This window comes from Pseudomonas sp. MB-090624 (genome assembly GCF_003205245.1).
GTDB lineage: Bacteria > Pseudomonadota > Gammaproteobacteria > Pseudomonadales > Pseudomonadaceae > Aquipseudomonas > Aquipseudomonas juntendi.
In genome coordinates this window covers 41561-61725 of the sequence record NZ_QJRK01000042.1, presented here as the reverse complement: position 1 = coordinate 61725, position 20165 = coordinate 41561, and the positions used below count along the sequence as shown (strand labels likewise).

Below are 20165 nucleotides of genomic sequence, written 5' to 3'. Positions count from 1 at the left end.
CGAAGAAAATATGGGATCGACTCGGGCTGGTCTCGATACTGGATACGATCAACCGGCTTAGCCGCATAACTTGAACCGCCGTGTACGGAACCGTACGCACGGTGGTGTGAGAGGACGGCGGGTGTGAACCCGCCTCCTACTCGATTAAAGTGAAGTAGATGCACTTACCTTTCAAAATTGTAAGTTTCTCGTCATGCCGGTGATGCCTATGCATTGCTAAGGTTACGCCCGAGAAGTTTTGAAATTGAGAGGGTTTTATGAAAAAGCTAATTATCGCTGCTGCACTTGTTGTTTTCTCGGTGGCTTCGCAGGCCAACACTTTTTCCGAGAGCAAGCAGCTGCAATACACCAAGGAGCACCAGACCGCAGTGGCCAAGTACGCGGAGAAAAATGGCAAGCCAATGCCAGAGATTCAGGATTACAAATATGGCATGAAGATAGACGTTGCTAAGTTCGTACGTCAGTCGCAGGACCCACGTACCTGCCAGGTCTACCCACGGTTGATGACCTTCGAGGACTCCCAGGGCACGCTCAAGACTGTTCGTTACTCGATGTATTCGCAATGCATCAACAACAAGTAGTAAACGATTTGAACAGAACAATTAGAGAATTCATAAATGCCAGGCAGTGCCTGGCATTTTTTATTACGCCCGATGCCCCATGGTTTTGACATGTTAACGCCTGGGCCGGGGCAAACCGTGCAATAGGTCTTAGCTAACCAACCGCGACGGCTCCCAACTGCAGAGGGCAATTGGAAGCCTTGACCCCAGAAGGGACGAGTTATGAAGAGTTTGCTTGAACGCCCTGATGACCAAGCTGGGCATGAAGGTCATAGCCATGAGCATGGCGGCATTTTTGGCATGAACACGGAGCTGATTTTCGCGCTGATCTGTGGTGCCCTCCTGGGTGCCGGAGCTCTCGCAGGACAACTTGACCTGATTGATCGACTGCCCCTGATTCTGTACGTGTCGGCCTATGTGTTCGGTGGATGGTTCACCACCAAGGAAGCGATCAGCAACATCCGCCAGAAACGCTTCGAGATCGATTCGCTGATGCTTCTCGCCGCAGCCGGTGCCGCGAGCATTGGCGCCTGGGCGGAGGGGGCTCTGCTGCTGTTCCTGTTCAGTCTGGGGCATTCCCTTGAAAGCTACGCGATGGGGCGGGCCAAGAAAGCGATTGAGGCACTGTCCAAGCTCGCACCAGCCACCGCGATCGTACGCAGAGCAAATGGCACGTTGGAAATGCCTGTGGAGCTGCTGGTTCCCGGTGACGTTGTCATCGTGCGCCCCAATGACCGCCTACCGGCCGATGGTTTTGTTGTAGTGGGCTCCTCAAGTATCAACCAGGCGCCAGTAACCGGTGAGAGCGTCCCCGTGGACAAGCAACCTGTCCCTGATGCCGAACTCGCACGCAGCAAGCCAGATGCAGTGGATGCAGCCTCGAAAGTCTTCGCCGGTACCATCAATGGCGAAACGCTCATCGAGGTTGAGGTAACACGGCGCTCTACGGAAAGTACCCTGGCGCGGGTCATCAAGATGGTCAGTGAAGCCGAAGTCAGGAAGTCACCGACCCAGCGATTCACGGACCGCTTCCAACGCATATTCGTCCCGTTGGTTTTGCTGCTGGTAGTCGGGCTGCTATTTGCCGGCATTTTCCTTGATGAGCCGTTCCGTGACTCGTTCTACCGGGCGATGGCCGTACTGGTTGCAGCCAGCCCCTGCGCGCTGGCGATCGCAACACCAAGCGCCATTCTATCTGGCATCGCCAGGGCAGCCCGAGGTGGCGTGCTGATCAAGGGCGGTGCACCGCTTGAAGAGCTCGGCTCCTTGAATGCCATGGCATTCGACAAGACCGGTACCCTGACCGAAGGGCGCCCACGCATCACCGATGTAATACCGGTAGGCGGCACGCAGATCGAGGATCTACTAAACGTCGCCATCGCTGTGGAGTCGATGAGCGACCATCCGCTGGCTGCGGCAATTGTGCGTGACGGTGAAGAGATGATTGGCACACGGCGCCGATTGCAAGCCAAGAACATGAGCAACATGATTGGCCGCGGCGTACGTGCCGAGCTTGATGGGCAGTTCGTCTGGATTGGCAAGGTCGAGATGTTCGGTACCAATGGTATTCCCGCACTGAGCAAGGCAGCCTTGGAGGCTGCGGAGCGTCTGCGTCAGTCGGGCCGCACAACCATGGTGGTACGTCGCGCTGACAAGGATCTGGGCGCTATCGGGCTATTGGACACACCCCGAGAGGGTGCCAAAGAGGCACTCCAGAAACTCAGAGAGATGGGCATCGACCGCATGGTCATGATTTCTGGGGACCACAACCGCGTTGCAGAGGCGGTAGCCAAACAAGTTGGCTTAGATGAGGCGTGGGGAGACCTAATGCCGGAAGACAAGGTCAAGGCCATCAAGAACCTGCGCCTCAGCGCCAGGGTGGCCATGGTGGGTGACGGCGTGAATGATGCCCCTGCCATGGCCAATTCGAGCGTTGGCATCGCAATGGGGGCTGCCGGATCTGATGTCGCCCTGGAAACGGCTGATATCGCGCTTATGGCTGACGACATCAGGCAACTCCCATTTGCGGTGGGGCTGAGCCGTCACACGCGATCGATCATCCGCCAGAACCTGTTCGTCAGCTTGGGGATTGTGGCCATCTTGGTTCCGTCTACCATCATGGGCTTGAGCATTGGTGCCGCCGTTGCGATCCATGAGGGCTCCACACTGCTGGTCGTCTTCAACGCCTTGCGGTTGTTGGCCTACCGCAGAAGCTCCTGATCCCTGAGCTTCAATCATGAAGCTAAGCAGGGAAATGACTTGAAGTAGAAGTACGGGTCGTGCGCGATCAGCGCACGACCCGTACTTTTCTCACTCGTCGATCCCGATGCGCTTGAGGCTTTCAAGGGCCTTCCCACACTCAGGTGAGCCGTGCCTTAAGCCGCAGGCCAACGCAGCTTTGAGACTCATGACACCGGCTACGAAACCGACTTGATTGCCGACCCCTTGTCCGTTCGCAAATCCCTGATCATACGCAATCTCCACAAGTGCATTGATCGCCGCCAGGGTGTCTTGTTTGTTGGTACTGTTCTGCATATCTACTCCGCGAGCATTCAGCTCATATCGCTCGGTTAGATGGCGGCGCCTTCAGGTTTGGGGTGAGCGAATCCCGCTCCCATAGCCAATCCCTAACGGGGGGCATAGCCCGCCACCGTAAGGAAAATCAGCTATTGAGAGCAGGTGACTCGTTTTGGTCACGCGTGCTGCTCGCCTCACCGCATTGGCACTGAGTGGGTACATCCGGATAGCCGCTGTGTTTCTCGACGAACAGCGTTTGGCAGGTGGTGCACCCATAAATCCGCGGCAGAGACTTCAGACCACCTGGCAGCACATCGCTCAAGGGCTCGTTATGCCAAGGAGCCCCGTCAAGGATCTTGGAGCGCAGGATGTTTCCCAGCCGCCAGGTGTTACTTTGTGCGCGCCAGAACCACATCGGCGCCGAAAGTGAATACTGGATGAAGGTCTCTTCCGGCTGTTTGGAGAGCATCGGAAATTTAGGGCGGGTCGATCCGGAATCGATGATAGTGAACCCCATGCCCATCTCAGCGCTCGGATGGGTCTGTTCACCGAAATAGCGGTCGTGACTCGCCGAAGCCGTAGCTTGATGATCAGTCGGCGGAAATACCCACAGATAGCACTCGCTTCGAGTCACCATTTCGACGAGCTGGCTCTGTCCCCGTATAGGGAAATCTGCAGCCAGTGCGAAGCGATCTTTCCACGTGATTTTCGGAGGCGGTGCCATACCCGCCGCAATGGCCAGCGTCGCCGTTTTCGGGACGAATCGATCGCCGAGCTCGTTCAGATCCAGATTCTTGCAAAGGGCTTTGAATGCCTTTTTACGAGTCTTCGAGGTGAAGGAGGGGTCGAGGAGCAGGCGAACCTGGTTCACGCCTATCCCTGCAGCTCGTAGTACTTCGATGACTTCTTCAGCCACGCCGACTGCTTGAAGATCGGTCAATCCCAAGCACTTTTTCGCCCGCTCAATCGTCTCGTAGAGGTTGTACTGCCTGTCGCTGTCACGGCATACCTGGATTGGCAGATTGTCTTGGGAGTCAACTTCTGGGGAGACGGAGCCAATGGCAGCGTGGAGCAACTGGTGAATGTGCTGGTGAGCGTACGGGCGACCGGAAGCCGAGAATGAGGCGTGCAGCTGAGCAGCGAGAGGTTGAAGCAGCTTTTTGGCAGACATGACTATCCCCTAATGAGCGACGTTGGGGTAGCTGCGCTTGTAGGGCCGTTAGACGCGAAGCTGGACGTCGAATCAGGTTCAATCATGAGTAGGAGTCAGGTTTGGTTTGCTTGCACGGCCACCATGCAAAACCCGACGCGGCAATCACACCAGATTCGCCGAGTTTTGGCAAGAGAGGTCATCAGGTGAGCGAGAGCAGGTAGGAGGAGGACGCTCCAAGCTCGATCACGTCAGAAACAGGGAAGCCGGAAGCACATTGAGCGCTTCCGGCTTTCTCACGTCAGACTGATGAGAGGGATCAGAAGACGTATTGCAGGCGGGTCACGATTGCATTGCCGCTGTCGTCGCCCACGGTGTTCTCGTTATTGTCAGTACGCACGTTGATGTAGTTGGCACTGAGTTTCACTGCCTCGTTGACATACCAGTTCACACCCACAGTGTGGCTCTTGGCCTTGCGCTCGTTCGATTGATCCGCTGCGGTGACCAGGTTGCCGTCTTCGACCTTGATATCGTCAAAGCGGTAGAAAACTTCCCAGGCCCCCAGTTCCTTGTTCTCTGGTTTGATAGTGTCGAACTTGGCACCGTCGAGCTTGTAGATACGCGGCTCGCCGGTCAGGGTGTAAGCCATCTGGGCGTAGTAACCAGAGGCCTTCATGTCGCTGTTGGCCTGGTCAGCTTTCAGCTTGCGGCGAAGGTATTCCGCTTGCACCGAGAACGGGCCGGTGGCCCAGGCACCTTCGAGACCCCAGACCGAATCGTCCTTCCACAGGCCATCTTGTGCGGCGGCACCGCCAAACAGCATGCGGTTGCCGTTGGTGCCGGCATCGCCGCCGCCATTGGTATCTACACCGCGAACGCCAAGACGCGAACGAATCCGGGTATCGACCGCACTGTTTTTGAGGTCGCGGTAAGCGTACTGAGCACCGACGTGCAGGACGTTGCCATCACTGTGCAGCGGTGCAAACACGGCACGTGCGTTGTAGCGCTTGGTGCTGTCGCCATCCGAGTTGTTGTTGGTTTCGCTGAAAACGCTACCGGAGACATAAGCCATGTCAGCGATGGTGCTGGTGGCTTGAACACCCATGCCGGCGTTGTCGTTGATCCAGTCCGCCAGGTCGTACGAGAGGTTCCGCTCCATGGCAGTGGTCCACTTCGAACTGGTGGCTTTCTCAAGACCGAAGTCGGTGTAGAAACGACCGAATCGCAGTTGGACGGGCTTGAAACCGGTGTAGGTCAGGCTGGCCTCGTCGAAGTAACCGTCGGAGTCGTTGCCCGTGTTGCGGGAAAGGTCGTAGTTGAGCTGATACTTCCAGTCGCGGTACAGAACGCCGCCGAGCTCAAGGTAGGCGCGACGGAAGTAGCCGGCGTCAGCGGTATCGCCATTCTTGGTGAAGACACCATCGAAACGGCCGTAGTCGGCCTGAACGCGACCGCCCAGTTTGAAACTGAATTCCTTGTCAGAAGTCGATACTTCAAGACCGCCCTTGGTCTTCAGAACGATGTCAGCTCCGTCAGTGGTTACTGTTCCGGAGAATGCTTGCGAGGAAAATGTGCCTATTATTGCGGCAGCCAACAGCTTTTCCCGCATGTTCGAAGAACGGATCATTGCTTGCCTCTCGTATGTTAAGTGCTTAGCTACCGACGTTGTATTTCGCCCTTCGTCGGCCTAAATTTATCTTGCAGATGGGAGCAGGCCACGGTTGTCACCTGCTGTAACAAGATGCCTTTGTTCTAAGCACTCTGACTAGATTGCAAGCGAATATGACAGTTGTGTTTCTGTAGTGTTAACAGGAGAGTTTGAAACCTAACAAAACTGTTACCGAACAAGCCAGTCCTTCTTATCAAAGAAGCTCTTCTTGATCAATCTACGGATTTCCAGAACGTGCGGGTTGCGGGCAAGCTTGGTTTTGATAACAAGATAGACATCTTTCTCCTCCAGATCGTCCAAAAAACCCGGCATCGGCAGAATATTCCTCTCCATCTTTCGACTATAGTCGGGCAGCACACCGATACACGCGCCTCCTACGACAAGGCCACGGGATAAGTTATAGTTCTTTACCCGAGTGGTACCGCCCTGATGCTCAGCCATTATCGATGCCCACTTTCGTGAGCCCGCCAAAATCTCTTCATCCCAAGGGATAACGAGCATGAAGTTGTGCAAATCCAGGCTCTGCACTGGAAGGGTGACGCTTCTTGAGTAGCGGCTGGAAATGAACAGCGAGTGCCCAATCCGGCCAAGCCGTTCAAACCTATACGTAGGATGGCGATCAAACGCGCCCTCATCATCTGGGCTCACGAAAGCGATACCCACATCGACTTCACACTCAGAGAGCATCTGCGTTGTGCACTCTGAATGGATTTCAAGCTGCATTTCGGCATGATCGCGCACGTAGGCGACTAGATCGCGGTTTACGATGTCGCTCAACACTGGCTCCGTGATCGCGATGGTAAGCCTGGGGACTTCCTTTTCACCGGACTTGCCAAGGCCGTCTGGGCCGAAGAGCTGGCACAGGTAATGGCTGACCCTCTCGCCAGTGCGGGTCAGGGCAAGCTTGTTGTGTTTGTATACAAACACGGGAGCACCAATGTGCTCTTCCAGTTTCTCCAAGCGTTTCCGAAGGCCTACCACTGGCACATTGAGCCCCCGGGCAGCCTGTTTGAAACTGGCACAACGTGCTGTTGCGAAAAACTCTACGGCCAGCTGATCATCAATTGGCAGATCATCCAATATGTCAGGACTGTAAGGAACAACGCTGCTTGTAAATGTTTCATTTTGTGTAACCATTGGGTCCCCCTTAATTCGGGGAATCTATCTCAATGCCACCCAGCATTTCCTTATCTTGTCAGCATTGTAATCCGCAGGTCATGCATGCGTTATCGGAAGGTTTTATTTCGAAAGCGTAATTTTCGAGCAATCTTGCTGATATTGTAGCGTGCTAGCCTAGCGCGCCAATTTCATTACTTGGCAGATCTAAATTTAGCCAATTACGCATTTACATTTGGTTCACTTTTTTTTCACCTTTGCCTCCATAGGCTTTGGGCATGGAAAATCAAACCCTACCTCTTACTACCTTACTGATTCGTTATCTGGGGATCGGCTTCATAGCAACGGGAATCCATTATGCGGTGTTCCTAGTGCTGGTTACGACAGAATTATCTACTCCATTGCTAGCCAGTATCTGTGGAGGCATGGTTGGCGCTATCGCAAGCTTTATTGGAAATAGGGCGCTCTGCTTTGTGTCAGATGGCTCTCGTAAGTTTCAGCCTGTCAGGTTTGCACTGGTCGCGTTAGCCACAAACTTCGGCAATGGCGTGGGTATGTGGTTCCTCATCAAGTCGAATCTGTCACCGCTCATCTCCCAACTTGTAGTGACCTTAAGCCTCACTGCACTTGGATTCATTGCACATCGTTTTTGGACATTCAATCATGCAGACATTACATCGCTTTCCCGAGCGCCCTGATCCCTTGTTAACCATCGTCGTCCCTTGCTTCCAGGAAGAGGAAACCATCCCCGAGTTCCACCAGCGGATCACCCGCGTCGTGAAGCGCTTACCCGTCTCCTGCGAAATCCTCTATATCGACGATGGCAGTAACGACCGAACGGCCGACATTCTTCGCCACTATCAGGATGGGTCATCTGTACGTTGTCTGTCCCTGAGTCGCAACTTCGGCAAAGAGGCTGCACTCAGCGCCGGGATAGACCATGCCCGTGGCAGTGCGCTGATCTTCATCGATGTCGACCTGCAGGACCCACCAGAGCTCATCTCGGCCATGGTGGACCACTGGCAACGCGGTTACGACGTGGTGAACATGCAACGCAACCTGAGAGTCGGTGATTCGTGGTTTAAGCGCATGAGTGCCCGGGCTTACTACTGGGTCATGCAGCGCCTGGTGGAGAAGGTGGACATGCCGGCCGATGTCAGCGATTTCCGATTGATTGGGCCTGCGCCGCTGGCAGCACTGCGGGCGCTGGACGAACGCTCCAGGATTCTCAAAGGCATGATCGGCTGGGTAGGCTTCCGTACCATCGAGCTGCCCTACAATCGCACCGTTCGCCATGCCGGCAGCACCAAGTGGAATGCAGCTGGCCTGTTCAATCTGGCCATCGAAAGCATCGTCAGCTTCTCTCGCAAACCGCTGCGCATTTTCAGCCTCATCAGTTTCGGTCTTTTCGTCTCCAGCATCTGCTACATGCTTGCGTCGCTTGTGGCAGGAAGTTTCGACATCCATCACCTGATCGTCGGAATGGCTTCATTCATGTGCGTCGGTGTCGCCATGGTGGGGGAGTACCTGGGCGTGACACTCGCGGAAGTGAAGCGCCGGCCTCTCTATTTCCTGAAGCACAGCAGCAAGGCGGATCCCGTGTCACTCCACCCTTCGATGGCCTCGATCGAGGGTAAGAAATGCTGAGCCTGAAAAACGAGCGGACGCTGTGGTGGATCCTGGGTTCGATTTTGCTCTTGCGTTTGGTGGGGCTGGGCATCTATCCACTGATGGACACATCGGAGGCTCGCTACGCTGAAATGGCTCGCAAGATGGTCGAGTTGAATGACTGGATCACGCCCATGTTCGACTACGGGGTACCGTTCTGGGGCAAGCCACCGTTGTCCTTCTGGACCCAGGCCGCAAGCATGACGGTCTTCGGCGTTAACGAGTTCGCTGCGCGTTTCCCGGCGTGGCTGCTGCACCTGGCAAGCTGTTTCATCATCATCAAACTCGGCACGCAGCAGATTTCCCGTAACGCCGGCATCTGGGCCGCCATTATCTTTTCCAGCACCACCCTTGGCCTAGTCTCCAGCGGTGTCGTGCTGACCGACCCTGTTTTGTCGTTCTCGATTCTGCTGGCCAGCTACGGTTTCTGGCGTTGGATGAAGTGCGCCAGCAAGGCGGATGCCTACCTGATGTTCGCAGGTCTCGGGCTGGGCTTGCTTGCCAAAGGCCCTCTGACCCTAGTGCTTATGGGGGCGCCGGCATTCGCCTGGTTCGTTATCTACAAGGAATGGGGACGGGTACTGAGGCTTCCCTGGATCAGCGGCCTTGTACTCATGTTCGGTATATCCGTGCCTTGGTATGTCGCGGCCGAGATGAAAACGCCCGGCTTCATGGAGTACTTCTTCGTTGGTGAGCACTGGAGCCGCTACGTCGTCAGTAACTGGGCGGGCGACCTATACGGCAGTGCTCATGCCAAGCCATATGGCACCATCTGGATCCAGCTCGGACTGTCGCTACTGCCGTGGGCCTTTTTCTTACCATTACTGATCCGCAAGCGTGAATCAATGCAGCGCTTCGAGGCTTACCTCTGGCTGTGGGCCTTGGCGACACCGGTCTTCTTCACATTTGCAGGCAACATTCTGTGGACCTACCTGCTACCTGCGCTGCCAGCCTGGGCATTGCTGCTATCCGGACGGATCAGCGATGTTGGCCCGAAGACTACATGGGCTGCCGCGGCGAGTGCATTGGTGTTACCAATCATCGGTGCGGGCATCATCTACGCCGGGGTACTTGAGGAGCGACCTCAGAATCAGCGAGATGTGGTTCAAGCCTGGCTCAATGTGCAGTCTGCTCATTCCGCTCCCCTGATCTATCCTGGCCGCCGCTCATACTCGTCGGAGTTTTACAGCAGCGGAAAGTCCGAGAACATCAAGGATCCTGCCAAGTGGCCGCAGGATGGCTCGTTCTATCTGTCCAGGCGCTTGCGAGACAGCAAGGATGGTCTGCCCGCTGATCTAGCATGTACAGCGATCACCGAAGCGAACGCCAGCCAGCTCATGCTGTGCCATTGGAAACGTACCGTACAAGGTGCCGAGGGTCTGGCTGGAGAAAGCAATGCGGAAACGCCTCGCAAGAACGAAGGCTAAATTCCAAGCACAAAAAAGCCAGGTTTTATCCTGGCTTTTTTGTCGATTTCTTTCGTCATTTGAAGTCCTATTTAACCGCCGATTAATTGTCGGCTTGTTCCTTACCATCCTTGCTTTCTTTCTTTTGCTCTTGAGCGACTTGTTGTTTGTTCTGGTCCGAAGAGTCATCGCTCCATAGGCGAGCCTGTTCGGTTCGGAAGTTTTCATTGAACTGTTTCGCTCGCTCGAAGCCACCTTCAGCGTAAGCGGTACCCATGAGACCCAGCAGCAGGCTGCCAATAGCGATAGATTTGACAAATTTCATTGTGAACCTCGGTTCATACTAGGCCTGCCTGATTAGCGGCCTTTGTTGGTTTGTAGTTTAGGAACGCGAAGCTAACGACAAGGTGAGTCAATAATTACAATTCCGTAATTTTGGCGGCAGGCAGGATGCGTTAAATCCTCAAATCTGGAAGGATCATGTCTATCTCGGCACTGTCGAGGGCGACTAAGAATTTTCTCTTAAATTACAATTTTGATATCTAGCGCGTTAATTCAGCGCGGCGTTGTTGGCCGCCCTAGGAGATAGCCATGAATGACATAGAGCCCTGGGCAGTTGCTATCGGTGACTTTCGCCGCTGCACTGAAAAACTCACTGTCCAGCTCGATGAGCTGACCTCGCAGACGCGGACCTCCAGCGCTGTTCTGGAGAGGTCGAACGAACTGGTGGAGCAGGTGGACGCTGTCGGCCGGCAGATTCAGGAGGAGGTGCGAAAGGCGGAGAAGGCTTGGTCGAACGCGGAGGAGGTTGCCTTGCGCGCCGCTGCATCAGCGTATTCAGCTGCATGCCGCGGAGTCGACACCGCCATCCAGCCACTGATCTCGGAGCTTACAGCAGCGACAAAGGCGGCGGACGCCTCTATCCAGGAGCTCAAGCGGGCACCGGTGCTGGCCAAGCGTTATGTGATGGTGGTCGCCACGTCGTTCTTCATTCTGGCGCTGATCTGTGTCTACTCGACCATGCGCCTGATCGATGCCGCCGGCAGCGTAAGTGCTCAAGAGAAAGTGAATGCTCAGTACTTCTCACACCTGTGGAAGAACGCCAATCCTGACGAGCAGAAGATCATCAAGTCGGTGATTCTGCGGTCGCCTATGGACCCTGTGGTCCTCCGGCACTGATGCATTGAGCAAACAAAAAGGCCCGTCGATGGACGGGCCTAATCATGTCTGCGCGGTTTAAGCGGCGGTCATTGCTGGCTGCAGTTGCTGGGCTGCGGGAAAGTGAAGGTGGAACCAGGTGAAGTTTTCTTCGGTCACCTCCACGCTCGCCGACCCTTGGTGCAGGCTCATGATCGACTGCACAATGGCCAAGCCAAGACCGGTACCGCCTTCGCTCCGTGCTCGGCTCTTGTCCACACGGTAGAACCGCTCAAATAAGTGCGCATGGTGTTCCTTGGCAATACCGCGGCCGGGGTTGCCGACACTCAAGGTCGTACCGCTCGCACTATGCTGCACCTTCACGTAGACCGTGCGGCCGCGAGGGCAGTAGCGGATCGCGTTCGACACGAGGTTTGAGACGGCCCGTTGAACCATCAGGCGGTTCCCGCGTACCACATCATCACTCCCAGAAATCTGCAGCTGGATCTCGCCTTCCTCTGCCGAAATGCTGAAGAGGTCGCATACGCGCTGAACCTCGTCGACCAGGGACACCGGTTCGAACTCCACCATGGACGCAGGGTGACTGACCTGGGCCAAGAACAGCATGTCGGAAACCATGCGGCTCATGCGGTCCAACTCTTCTGTGCACGACTCTAGAACCTCCCGGTACTCGGAAAGCGATCTTTCTCTGGTCAAGGCAACCTGGGCCTTGCCCATCAGGTTGGAAAGCGGTGCTCGAAGTTCGTGGGCAAGGTCGTCAGAGAACTGCGAGAGCTGCTGAACGCCATCATCCAGGCGAGCCAGCATGATGTTGATGCCGTCGGCGAGCTTCTTGAGTTCTGCCGGCATCCCATCAGTCGGAAGACGATGGTCGAGGCTCTCCGTTGAGATCTTTGACGCCACCTTGAGGAATTTGGTCAGCGGCAGCAGGCCTCTGCGCACGGTCCACCAGCCAATGGCCAAGATCAGTGCGAGGATGACGGGGGACATCATCAAGGCCCAAGTCAGCAACGCATCAAGCAGTGCCTCACTGGATGACTGGTCCATGGTCATATAGACGCTGACCTCTGTTCCATCGCCCAAGCGCATGATCCGAGAAGCACTCAGCAGAGGACGGTCCTGCGTATCACGCCATTCATGCTCTTTAGGCTGGGCCGCCGGCTGAAACTTGTGCACCTCCAGATTGACCTGTTTCGAGCCAATCGAGAGCAGAGGAGTCTGATTCTGTGAGGTATCGAATATGCTCACATACAGGTTGTTGTGGCCCATGACCAAATCGACAAGCTGATGTGCATCTGCGTTGACGCCGGAGATATCCGGGATGGTGGACAGGTTGTGAGCCATCCCCGCCATCTTTACTTCCAGGTCCGCTCGGGCATTTCTTTCCAGAGCCTTACCTACCATCAGATAGCCAAAGGTGGCGAACAGAAGCAGCAACGCTGCGCTCATCAACCCAACTTTTAACCCCAGCTTTGCAGCCAGGCTGAATGGCCTCATGCGCGTTCCTCAAAAACGTACCCAACGCCACGAAGCGTGTGAATGAGCTTGGTTTCAAACGGGTCATCGATCTTCGAGCGCAAGCGCCGGATGGCTACATCGATGACATTGGTGTCGCAATCGAAATTCATATCCCAGACCAACGAGATGATCTGGGAACGAGTCAGCGCTTCGCCCGTTCGGCTCATGAGCAGGTGCAGAAGCGCAAATTCCTTGGTGGTGAGATCGATGCGTGTGCCACCGCGGAAGACGCGATGGCGGACGGAGTCGAGTTCCAGATCCGCAATTTTCAGCGAGCTCTTCTCGACAACTCATCACCACGGCGTTGCAGCGAACGGATGCGAGCAAGCAGTTCAGGGAATTCGAATGGCTTCACAAGGTAGTCATCCGCGCCGCCGTCCAAGCCCTTGAGCTTGTCATTGATGCGTCCGCGGGCGGTCAGCATGATGATGCGGACCCGGCTGGTCTTACGGATGGTTTCCAGCAGGTCCCAGCCGTCGATACCGGGGAGGTTCACGTCCAGAAGGACCAACGAATAGACATTAGTGTTGAACAAGTGCAGGGCATCTACACCGTTGTGCACGATATCTACGACATACCCGCTTTCGGATAGGCCCTGCTGAAGATATTCGGCAGTTTTAATTTCGTCTTCCACAACTAGAACGCGCATAACTTATCTCAAGGTGTGAGGAAGGAGTTGGCCTAATCCGCCAAGATTATGGTTGCAGGCTGTTCGAAAGATAGGCTGAGGGTATGGCATGTGGTAGTCGCTACCTCTGTCCATACGCCGGGTCACCTGAGGACGCTTGAATCTTAACGCGAAGAAGCTGGCCGCGGCGAAATCCTACAAATTTGTAATGTAGCCGCAAGATTTCTGACAGTCATGCAGGCTCCAGCTCTGAGCTTAGCGGATTCTGGGGTCTGCGACGGTGTATGACAGCTTCGCCTGACAGGCGGAATCGGCCATGACAGGCAGTATTTCGGTCGCCAGCTTGCAGAGACTGGCGCTGGCCTTGCATCGAGTGCGCCACGCAGGCAGTCCCCATGCACGGCCGCGAACTGCTACGCCTTTCTGCGAATTAGTTCACTTGGTGGCTCAGTAGTCTCCCGAATAATTACCTTACAATCTATTACATGTCCAAATTGTAATTGCGCGATCATCTTGGTGTTAGCCTCCTTTGCTAGTTTAAGGGCAGCGGAAGAGGCATCGCTGCTTTGGAAATTGTCTCATTTCAAAGCAGCTTGGCAAGAGCAGCGGGCAGTTGTTCTCGTCAATGCATTCACCTGTAAACCATACGCTCCTTTGGTAGGTGAATTTTAGCGCCCCCCTACGGGCGCTTTTTTATTAAGGGACTTCTTATGAACACTACTGTATCAGCGATCGCCGTGTTTATGCTCTTCACATCACTAACAGCCAATGCACAAAGCGGTATGGAAATAAACCAACGCATTGAGCGTTCTGCTAGAGAGGCTACTGCGGATTATGCTCAGCGCGTAAAAAAGCCCATGCCTCAACTTGAAGACTATGCCTACGGTATGGACCTTGACGTTGGTAAGTTGGTGTATGTATCACCCAGCGTGCGGTACTGCGGTAATGTAAGAAGTATGATGACCTACGAAGACTCGAAAGGCGAGCTGCACATGGTTCGCTACCTGGTGAAGGGCGAGTGTATTAACAGCCGTTAAGGCTCATCAAGATGATGTCTGCGGTCGCCGGATCATAGAAGCTCAATGCCGAACCGGCGCAGCAGTACGGCGAAACATCCGAAACTGGCCATTGTGATGAGGATGCTGCTGATAAGGGTCGGCCAGAAGCCGAGCTTAGGTAGCAGCAACGGGAACGCGATAAACATCGGCAGTGTAGGAAGCACGTACCAGAACGTGTACCAAGCATGATTGGAGATCTTCTCCATGCTCTGGTTCTCCAAATAGAGCCAGACCAGCGTCAAGACAGTGACCAGGGGTAGGGCGGCGACCAGGCCGCCCAGCTTGTCACTGCGTTTCGCCAGCTCTGATACGAGAATCACTATTCCGGCAGTGAGTAGGTACTTCGTGATGATCCAAGCCATCGCTGAACCTTCTGGGGATTGTGGACGGGGGAGGTGAAGCCATTCTCCAACCCCTCTCGAAGTGCTCCTGCCGTTTACGCCATCCCTCATCGCATTTCTTCTACAACATCCCCCTCAGCCAGGAAGGGGATGTGTCTGCATGGTGTTTACCGATCGATCAGTGCGAGGGCGAGGGAACGCTCTCGTGGAAAGCTGCCCGCTCGATCTGGATGGTGCAGTGATGGATTTCAAATCCATCGCTGACAGCATCCACGACGGCCGCCAACACAGCATCCCCATCTGCAGAATCCCGTACCACTACGTGCGACGTCATCACGTTGCTGCCACTGCTGACGGCCCAGACGTGCAAGTCATGAACGTCCGTGACCCCATCTACGCCGCGGATGGTGGCCTCGATTGCCGTAACGTCGAGCCCCCTCGGCACACCCTCCATGAGAATCCCCAGGCTTTCGCGAAGCAACTGCCACGTCCGCGGCAGTACCCAAAGTCCGATTGCCACAGCGACAATCGTGTCGACCCAGGTCCAGCCCGTGAAGCGGATGATGAGTGCTGCAATGATTACGCCTAGCGAGCCGAGCATGTCGCTCCAAACTTCGAGGTAGGCGCCTTTGACGTTAAGGCTCTCGTTGCTCGCAGATGCCAGAAGGCGCATCGAGATTAGGTTGATGATCAGGCCGGCGATTGCGATCCACATCATCGCCCCGGTAGCGATCTCCGCCGGCATGAAAAAGCGCTGGTAGGCCTCGTACAAGATGTACATCGCCACCAGGAAGAGCAGCACGGCGTTGAACGTCGAAGCCAGAATCTCCAGGCGCGCATAGCCGAAGGTTCTTTTCTGATCCGCCGGGCGCTTGGCTATCTGAAGTGCAATCAGTGAGATCGCCAAGGCGGCAGTATCTGTGAACATGTGGGATGCGTCAGACAGCAGCGCCAGGCTGCCGGTAATCCACGCACCGATCACTTCTGCAATCATGAAGCTGCCAGTCAAGGCGAGCGCCATGATTAGCTTCTTCTGATGCCCCTCGCGTACTGCAGCGCTGCCATGGTCATGATTTGAACCCACGTATTTCTCCTTGCGCAGGGTTGTGGTCTCGTTGGCCTTCCTGTCTGCCTATCGTTAGAGCGTCGCTTGGCCACACTGACTGCAGAATTTTGCTCCTGCGCTCAGCAACGAGCCACAGGCGGTGCAACCACTCGATAGTGGTGTTCCGCAGTTTAGACAAAAGCGTGCTGACGGATCGTTGGCCGTCCGGCACTGCCTGCAGCCCTGCAGATCTTTAATGGGGGCTGGAGTGGCATGGCGCCCGCCGTCATACACCTGGTTGCCGCCGTCGCAGCCCTGCTGCCGGCCATGGCGATCGTATTGCTCGGCCCCATGTCCCCCGCTGTGGTGCTTGCCTCCACCGTGGTTTCCACGGCCATGGTGCCCGCCCAGGATATTTTTGAAAAAGCTCATGGTATTCGCCCCTCATTGATGGGTGACATATTAACGAGCAAAAGTTGAAAAGAATGTTCTGCTCGCGAGAAAGACTTGTAAGTTAAAGTGAAAGTTCAAAATTAGCCTACGTCAAAACGAAGCCGTTTTGTTTGTGAAATTAAATTTATCTAGCTGAGCGGTGCTCTGCGTTTAATAGATGGTGTCACCCTAATTTTTATCATAGCCTGGTCGATGGCAATTAAAACAGCAGTTATTGCATTTCTGTCAGCATTGTAATCACGAGGTCATCGTGTCGTTATCAGGCGCCGGAAATAATGCGCTCAGCGAGATTTATTTCTCTTTTGTCCCTATGCCTCACACATTCTAAGCGTCTCCAACGCCTAGGCCCTAAGGCCTCTGGCGCTCCGCACATTGCGCAATCGCTCAGCATCTGTCGATGGTTTGCCAAGCAGCTCCCGCTAACTCCACAGCTAACGCATGGATAAGCAGCCTCTCAGAGTTTGATAATGACACCTTCAAAATCCATTGTTCACACCCTGTTAAGTAAATGGATCTTTGCTATTCGCACTGCCCGACAGGAAGGCATCAGCACTAATCTGCTCATTGGGCTGGTAACTCTTTGGTTGCTGCTATTCGCGAATGCTGAGCTCTGGAGCGTGCTCTGGAAGCTGGTATTCAAAACCGATGAAGTGAACTGGCTGCTAGCAGCTAGCCTCCCAGTCATAGTATTCGCATGGGTGTTTACGGTTCTGAGCTTGCTGTCATGGGCGCGGCTGACCAAACCTTTTCTATGTCTCGTACTGATCAGCGCGGCTTTTGCGAGTTACTTCATGAATGCCTATGGCATCGTGATCGATTACACAATGTTCACCAACGTTGTGGAGACAGACGTCGCTGAGGCAACCGAGCTGCTGAATTGGAAGCTCGGTCTGTGGGTCGCAATGGTTGGGGTGTTGCCCGTCTACCTGATCTCCCGGGTTCCCCTCCGGCGCAAGCCTTGGGCCAGAGCTTTGGTCAGCAGGGTCATTGCTCTGTCGCTCGCTCTGTTGACCTTGTCTGGCATCGTGCTGAGTCAATACCAGTCATATGCCTCCTTGCTGCGCAACAATCGGGAGATCCGACTGATCCTGGTACCCACCAACTTGTTTGCGGCTGGCCATGGTTACCTGAAGCGCCAGCTGGCCACACCTAAAACGCTGACGGCCATTGGAACTGATGCGGTAGTTAATCGACAGGGGGCGGCCCGTAAACCTAGGCTGCTGGTACTGGCTGTAGGAGAGACCGCCCGCTCCGCCAACTTCTCCCTCAATGGCTACACCCGTGAAACGAACCCGGAGCTGGAAAAACGCAACGTCATCAGCTTCTCCAACGTCAGCTCCTGCGGCACCGCCACCGCAGTTTCGTTGCCATGCATGTTCCTGGATGTGGGTAAGGCCGAGTACAAAGATGGCTTGGCCAAGAGCCGAGAAGGGCTGCTCGACGTGCTTCAACGCGCAGGCATTAGTGTCATGTGGACTGACAACAACTCGGGGTGCAAAGGGGCCTGCGACAGGGTTCCCAACCACAAGGCTGCCTCTCACGCGGATCCCCAACTTTGCACCAGCGAGGAGTGTAAGGACGGGGTGCTGCTCTCGGAGATGCAAGACTTCATCAAGCGTCAAGAAGGCGATGCTGTCCTGGTGCTCCACTACAAAGGTAGCCATGGCCCGGCCTACTACAAGCGCTACCCCGCGCAATTCAAGAAATTCGCGCCGGTGTGCGAGACCAACGAGCTCGACAAATGTAAGCAGCAGGAAGTGCTCAATGCCTACGATAACTCGATCCTTTACACCGACTACGTTACAGCCGGGCTGATCGACATCCTGGCAGCGAACACCAAATTCGACACTGGGCTCCTGTACGTTTCTGACCACGGAGAATCACTGGGTGAGGGTGGGCTCTACCTGCATGGGCTGCCTTATGCGATGGCTCCTGAAGAGCAAACCAAGGTGCCATTGGTGCTTTGGATGTCCGATTCTCTTGCGAAGAGTGAAAGGCTCAACGTCGGCTGTTTGAAAGCTCAAGCAAGCTCACCTCTTAGCCACGACAACCTGTTTCACACAGTGCTCGGGATGATGAATGTCCAGACGTCCTCGTACCGCTCAGCCTTGGATTTCACTGCCCCGTGCAAGCCCTTGCCAGGAGGCTCTTACTCAGGCCTCTAAGACACGAAGTAGGATGGCCCCTCTGGGATGCCAAGTGCTTCTGCTCCCGTCCGCTTTGACAGCTATAAGAAGCTGGACTAACTACATAGCAGCACCCACCAACCCAAGCGATAAAGGAAATCTCGCATGAGCATCAAGCCAGGCCCTAAACGAACTAACGAAGATGGCACTCCGGATAAAAGGCAGCGAGTCACGCCTGAGAAGCAGAAGGACCATCCGGACCTGAAACCCCACAAGCACAAAAAGGGGGAGTAGGTTAACAAGGCAGCTCCCGACTGCGGGAGCTGCCTTTAGATGACGGCTTCAAGGGGAACTTGAAGCTATCACCACAATGCAATGTCGTACGTCAGATACAAGCGGTAGTTATCCCGGTCGCTGCTGTACGTGCTCCTGGCCACTGCATATCGAAACTCAGCCCCCACACCTTTGAAGAGCCCGTCCTGGATCACATATTTCAGGTTCGTATTGGACTCGTGCTCCCGGGCTTCCTGACCACGATAGACCCCATCCTCGCCCTTGTAGTAGCGGGTCATGAAGCTCAGTCCAGGAATTCCCATGCTAGTGAAATCGTAGTCGTACCTCGCCATCCAGGTCCGCTCTCCGGGCTGAATGAATTTGCCAACGCTAGCATTGCTGAACGAGTAGACCGTGCTTACGCTCACGTACGGAAGTGCGGTGCTGCCATCAACCTTTTGATATCCAGCACTGAACGTGTGGCCACCCAGACGATAACTGAGTAAACCGCTAAACATATCGCTATCAACTACACCATTACGGGCTGCGCCAGCATCATCACTGATAAAGTAACGTAGATCGCTAGTTAGCTTGCCTGGGCCAAGCGGCAGTGTGTAAACCAACCCGAAAAATTGTTGGCGGTAGAAATCCCGAAGTTCCCCGTAGTAGCTGCTAAAACTGAGCTGTTTGGTGAGGTCGTAGCGCATCCCCGCAAAATCAAAGTCCGTACCGCCACCTCCGGAATATCCCTGAGGAAATATATCGACGCTATCGGTAGAGTTTCGGGCTTTGAATTTGTCTAGATGCCCAGCTTGAAGGTACAACCGATCAACACCGGTGTACTCCGCTTGGGTACCTCGGAACGTTTGAGGTAGTAGTCGACCATCGTTGTAAACCAGGACGGGGATTTTGGGGAGGAGAGTGCCACCACTGACCAAAAGGTCATTCCATTTGGCCTTAGCGGTAATGCCAAGACTCGAATATTCGCTAGCTGCCCGACCATCGTCGTGGACCGGCAGAAGGCCTGTCCCCGCATGCTTAGCGCTTGAGTCGAGCCGGATTCCTGAAAGTCCCAGTGCCTCCAAACCAAAGCCTACAGGTCCTTCGGTGTAACCTGACTGTAGCTTGAGCAGAAAACCCTGCGCCCACTCTTTGCGATCTTCGCCCCCATCACGAAATCCATCATTGAAATAGTAATTTCGCAGAGCCAGCCGGCCCTCGGAGTCTTTGAAGAAGTCTGCTTCAGCAAAATTGGGGAACAAGCTAGCAATGACGCTTGCACACGCGAGTGTGCGCGATGTTGTGAGGGTGTTCATCGGAAATCTCTGCTGTGTATTGTGATTTTTGGCAGCATCAAAATGGAGCGACCCAGTACTATCCATCGCAGATTACGCAGCGTCATGCTGGACGGGATTCACTCATGCGGCGGACACTAACCCGTCGTGGAATCGGCAACAACGTTATGAGTAATACGCATGA

Annotated in this window: 19 protein-coding genes and 2 pseudogenes; 10 read left to right on the top strand and 11 right to left on the bottom strand. The window is 54.8% G+C overall.

All coding sequences use genetic code 11. From position 1 onward, the window contains the following. From DMX12_RS30410 to DMX12_RS21710, 3 genes and pseudogenes are all read left to right on the top strand, one after another. A pseudogene (locus DMX12_RS30410) lies at positions 1–74 on the top strand (maturase); the annotation flags it as partial. Positions 75–257: 183 nt separating this feature from the next. Beyond that, positions 258–581, top strand: a complete 324-nt coding sequence (locus DMX12_RS21715; protein ID WP_003253432.1) for a DUF2790 domain-containing protein — start codon at positions 258–260, stop codon at positions 579–581. A gap of 201 nt (positions 582–782) precedes the next feature. Next, positions 783–2780, top strand: coding sequence for a heavy metal translocating P-type ATPase (locus DMX12_RS21710; RefSeq protein ID WP_009682002.1), 1998 nt, complete (start codon positions 783–785; stop codon positions 2778–2780). A 90-nt stretch (positions 2781–2870) separates the two neighbouring features. Here the strand turns inward: DMX12_RS21710 and DMX12_RS21705 are convergent, their stop codons facing one another. From DMX12_RS21705 to DMX12_RS21690, 4 genes are all read right to left on the bottom strand, one after another. Beyond that, positions 2871–3095, bottom strand: a complete 225-nt coding sequence (locus tag DMX12_RS21705; RefSeq protein ID WP_003253436.1) for a hypothetical protein — start codon at positions 3093–3095, stop codon at positions 2871–2873. A 127-nt stretch (positions 3096–3222) separates the two neighbouring features. Further along, the gene (locus DMX12_RS21700; protein ID WP_003253439.1) at positions 3223–4248 is read right to left on the bottom strand and encodes a hypothetical protein; all 1026 of its coding nucleotides are present in this window, start codon (positions 4246–4248) and stop codon (positions 3223–3225) included. Positions 4249–4546: 298 nt separating this feature from the next. After that, positions 4547–5854: an OprO/OprP family phosphate-selective porin gene (locus DMX12_RS21695; protein WP_003253440.1), complete on the bottom strand. Its 1308-nt coding sequence runs from the start codon at positions 5852–5854 to the stop codon at positions 4547–4549. Positions 5855–6064: 210 nt separating this feature from the next. Further along, positions 6065–7033, bottom strand: coding sequence for a LysR family transcriptional regulator (locus DMX12_RS21690; protein ID WP_003253442.1), 969 nt, complete (start codon positions 7031–7033; stop codon positions 6065–6067). Positions 7034–7290: 257 nt separating this feature from the next. Here DMX12_RS21690 and DMX12_RS21685 point away from each other — a divergent pair, with 257 nt between their 5' ends. From DMX12_RS21685 to DMX12_RS21675, 3 genes are read left to right on the top strand one after another with little or no spacing between them, the layout of a single operon-like run. Further along, positions 7291–7710: a GtrA family protein gene (locus DMX12_RS21685; RefSeq protein ID WP_003253444.1), complete on the top strand. Its 420-nt coding sequence runs from the start codon at positions 7291–7293 to the stop codon at positions 7708–7710. Then, a complete protein-coding gene (locus tag DMX12_RS21680) occupies positions 7676–8659 on the top strand; it encodes a glycosyltransferase family 2 protein (protein WP_003253446.1) in 984 nt (327 codons plus the stop codon). Before DMX12_RS21685 ends, DMX12_RS21680 begins: the two co-directional genes overlap by 35 nt. Next, on the top strand, positions 8653–10107 hold the full coding sequence (locus DMX12_RS21675; protein WP_003253448.1) for a glycosyltransferase family 39 protein: 1455 nt from the start codon (positions 8653–8655) through the stop codon (positions 10105–10107). Before DMX12_RS21680 ends, DMX12_RS21675 begins: the two co-directional genes overlap by 7 nt. Positions 10108–10189: 82 nt before the next feature. On the opposite strand, the gene DMX12_RS21670 is transcribed toward DMX12_RS21675, so the two are convergent. Continuing rightward, complete coding sequence (locus tag DMX12_RS21670) at positions 10190–10411, bottom strand: hypothetical protein (RefSeq protein WP_003253450.1); 222 nt, start codon at positions 10409–10411, stop codon at positions 10190–10192. Between the two features lie 266 nt (positions 10412–10677). Here DMX12_RS21670 and DMX12_RS21665 point away from each other — a divergent pair, with 266 nt between their 5' ends. Then, on the top strand, positions 10678–11265 hold the full coding sequence (locus DMX12_RS21665) for a hypothetical protein (protein ID WP_003253452.1): 588 nt from the start codon (positions 10678–10680) through the stop codon (positions 11263–11265). A gap of 57 nt (positions 11266–11322) precedes the next feature. Here the strand turns inward: DMX12_RS21665 and DMX12_RS21660 are convergent, their stop codons facing one another. Both DMX12_RS21660 and DMX12_RS21655 read right to left on the bottom strand, forming a co-directional pair. Further along, positions 11323–12741: a heavy metal sensor histidine kinase gene (locus tag DMX12_RS21660; RefSeq protein ID WP_009682005.1), complete on the bottom strand. Its 1419-nt coding sequence runs from the start codon at positions 12739–12741 to the stop codon at positions 11323–11325. Continuing rightward, a pseudogene (locus tag DMX12_RS21655) lies at positions 12738–13411 on the bottom strand (heavy metal response regulator transcription factor). Before DMX12_RS21655 ends, DMX12_RS21660 begins: the two are co-directional and overlap by 4 nt. Positions 13412–14100: 689 nt before the next feature. Here DMX12_RS21655 and DMX12_RS21650 point away from each other — a divergent pair. Then, complete coding sequence (locus DMX12_RS21650; protein ID WP_003253458.1) at positions 14101–14427, top strand: DUF2790 domain-containing protein; 327 nt, start codon at positions 14101–14103, stop codon at positions 14425–14427. A gap of 32 nt (positions 14428–14459) precedes the next feature. Here the strand turns inward: DMX12_RS21650 and DMX12_RS21645 are convergent, their stop codons facing one another. From DMX12_RS21645 to DMX12_RS30055, 3 genes are all read right to left on the bottom strand, one after another. Then, a complete protein-coding gene (locus DMX12_RS21645) occupies positions 14460–14810 on the bottom strand; it encodes a DUF3147 family protein (protein ID WP_003253461.1) in 351 nt (116 codons plus the stop codon). Positions 14811–14967: 157 nt separating this feature from the next. After that, positions 14968–15873, bottom strand: a complete 906-nt coding sequence (locus DMX12_RS21640; RefSeq protein ID WP_003253462.1) for a cation diffusion facilitator family transporter — start codon at positions 15871–15873, stop codon at positions 14968–14970. Between the two features lie 54 nt (positions 15874–15927). After that, on the bottom strand, positions 15928–16128 hold the full coding sequence (locus tag DMX12_RS30055) for a zinc ribbon domain-containing protein (protein WP_223255137.1): 201 nt from the start codon (positions 16126–16128) through the stop codon (positions 15928–15930). On the opposite strand from DMX12_RS30055, the gene DMX12_RS30050 reads away from it, so the two are divergent. Beyond that, positions 16108–16314 carry a hypothetical protein gene (locus DMX12_RS30050; protein ID WP_003253464.1) on the top strand — a complete coding sequence of 69 codons (207 nt, stop codon included), beginning with the start codon at positions 16108–16110 and terminating at the stop codon, positions 16312–16314. The two genes, DMX12_RS30055 and DMX12_RS30050, sit on opposite strands and share 21 nt — an antisense overlap. A gap of 440 nt (positions 16315–16754) precedes the next feature. Continuing rightward, a complete protein-coding gene (locus tag DMX12_RS21630) occupies positions 16755–18452 on the top strand; it encodes a phosphoethanolamine transferase (RefSeq protein WP_003253466.1) in 1698 nt (565 codons plus the stop codon). A 323-nt stretch (positions 18453–18775) separates the two neighbouring features. Here the strand turns inward: DMX12_RS21630 and DMX12_RS21625 are convergent, their stop codons facing one another. Beyond that, positions 18776–20002, bottom strand: a complete 1227-nt coding sequence (locus DMX12_RS21625; protein ID WP_009682006.1) for an OprD family porin — start codon at positions 20000–20002, stop codon at positions 18776–18778. Between the last annotated feature and the right edge of the window lie 163 nt (positions 20003–20165).

What these genes read in the sequence shown, in the direction of transcription:
- DMX12_RS21695 (WP_003253440.1), bottom strand. Translation starts at nt 5,854, where the DNA reads ATGATCCGTTCTTCGAACATGCGGGAAAAGCTGTTGGCTGCCGCAATA.
- DMX12_RS21700 (WP_003253439.1), bottom strand. Translation starts at nt 4,248, where the DNA reads ATGTCTGCCAAAAAGCTGCTTCAACCTCTCGCTGCTCAGCTGCACGCC.
- DMX12_RS21715 (WP_003253432.1), top strand. Translation starts at nt 258, where the DNA reads ATGAAAAAGCTAATTATCGCTGCTGCACTTGTTGTTTTCTCGGTGGCT.
- DMX12_RS21685 (WP_003253444.1), top strand. Translation starts at nt 7,291, where the DNA reads ATGGAAAATCAAACCCTACCTCTTACTACCTTACTGATTCGTTATCTG.
- DMX12_RS21630 (WP_003253466.1), top strand. Translation starts at nt 16,755, where the DNA reads ATGACACCTTCAAAATCCATTGTTCACACCCTGTTAAGTAAATGGATC.
- DMX12_RS21710 (WP_009682002.1), top strand. Translation starts at nt 783, where the DNA reads ATGAAGAGTTTGCTTGAACGCCCTGATGACCAAGCTGGGCATGAAGGT.
- DMX12_RS21665 (WP_003253452.1), top strand. Translation starts at nt 10,678, where the DNA reads ATGAATGACATAGAGCCCTGGGCAGTTGCTATCGGTGACTTTCGCCGC.
- DMX12_RS21645 (WP_003253461.1), bottom strand. Translation starts at nt 14,810, where the DNA reads ATGGCTTGGATCATCACGAAGTACCTACTCACTGCCGGAATAGTGATT.
- DMX12_RS21660 (WP_009682005.1), bottom strand. Translation starts at nt 12,741, where the DNA reads ATGAGGCCATTCAGCCTGGCTGCAAAGCTGGGGTTAAAAGTTGGGTTG.
- DMX12_RS21680 (WP_003253446.1), top strand. Translation starts at nt 7,676, where the DNA reads ATGCAGACATTACATCGCTTTCCCGAGCGCCCTGATCCCTTGTTAACC.
- DMX12_RS21675 (WP_003253448.1), top strand. Translation starts at nt 8,653, where the DNA reads ATGCTGAGCCTGAAAAACGAGCGGACGCTGTGGTGGATCCTGGGTTCG.
- DMX12_RS21690 (WP_003253442.1), bottom strand. Translation starts at nt 7,033, where the DNA reads ATGGTTACACAAAATGAAACATTTACAAGCAGCGTTGTTCCTTACAGT.
- DMX12_RS21625 (WP_009682006.1), bottom strand. Translation starts at nt 20,002, where the DNA reads ATGAACACCCTCACAACATCGCGCACACTCGCGTGTGCAAGCGTCATT.
- DMX12_RS21670 (WP_003253450.1), bottom strand. Translation starts at nt 10,411, where the DNA reads ATGAAATTTGTCAAATCTATCGCTATTGGCAGCCTGCTGCTGGGTCTC.
- DMX12_RS21705 (WP_003253436.1), bottom strand. Translation starts at nt 3,095, where the DNA reads ATGCAGAACAGTACCAACAAACAAGACACCCTGGCGGCGATCAATGCA.
- DMX12_RS21650 (WP_003253458.1), top strand. Translation starts at nt 14,101, where the DNA reads ATGAACACTACTGTATCAGCGATCGCCGTGTTTATGCTCTTCACATCA.
- DMX12_RS30050 (WP_003253464.1), top strand. Translation starts at nt 16,108, where the DNA reads ATGGCGCCCGCCGTCATACACCTGGTTGCCGCCGTCGCAGCCCTGCTG.